Source organism: Pseudomonas sp. IT-P176, assembly GCF_949767245.1.
Taxonomy (GTDB): Bacteria; Pseudomonadota; Gammaproteobacteria; order Pseudomonadales; family Pseudomonadaceae; genus Aquipseudomonas.
Genome location: NZ_CATKPN010000016.1, coordinates 1 through 245 on the forward strand (window position 1 = coordinate 1; position 245 = coordinate 245).

The window sequence follows — 245 nt, forward strand, 5'->3', positions numbered from 1 at the left end:
GCAGCATTTTCCAGTACGTCACCGTTGCTTTCGATGGTGACGGTGATCTTGTCGCCGTCAGTATCTGGCTCGTCAGTGACGGTGGTGGTGAATTGGTCTTTGCCGAGGGTCAGCTTCTCGAAGTTGTTAGCCGAGACCGACTCGAGTTTGTTGACGATCGCATCCTGGCCGCCGGTGAAGATGTTGTCTTTGGCGGTGACAGTTGCGCTGGCCGAAGTCCCGTTCGCAGGAACGGTGATCTTGGT

The 245-nt window shown here is 55.9% G+C and carries 1 protein-coding gene; it reads right to left on the reverse strand.

The window, feature by feature from the left end:
• On the reverse strand, positions 1–245 hold a 245-nt coding region (locus tag ACM6IP_RS00945), incomplete at both ends, for a hypothetical protein (RefSeq protein ID WP_414860730.1).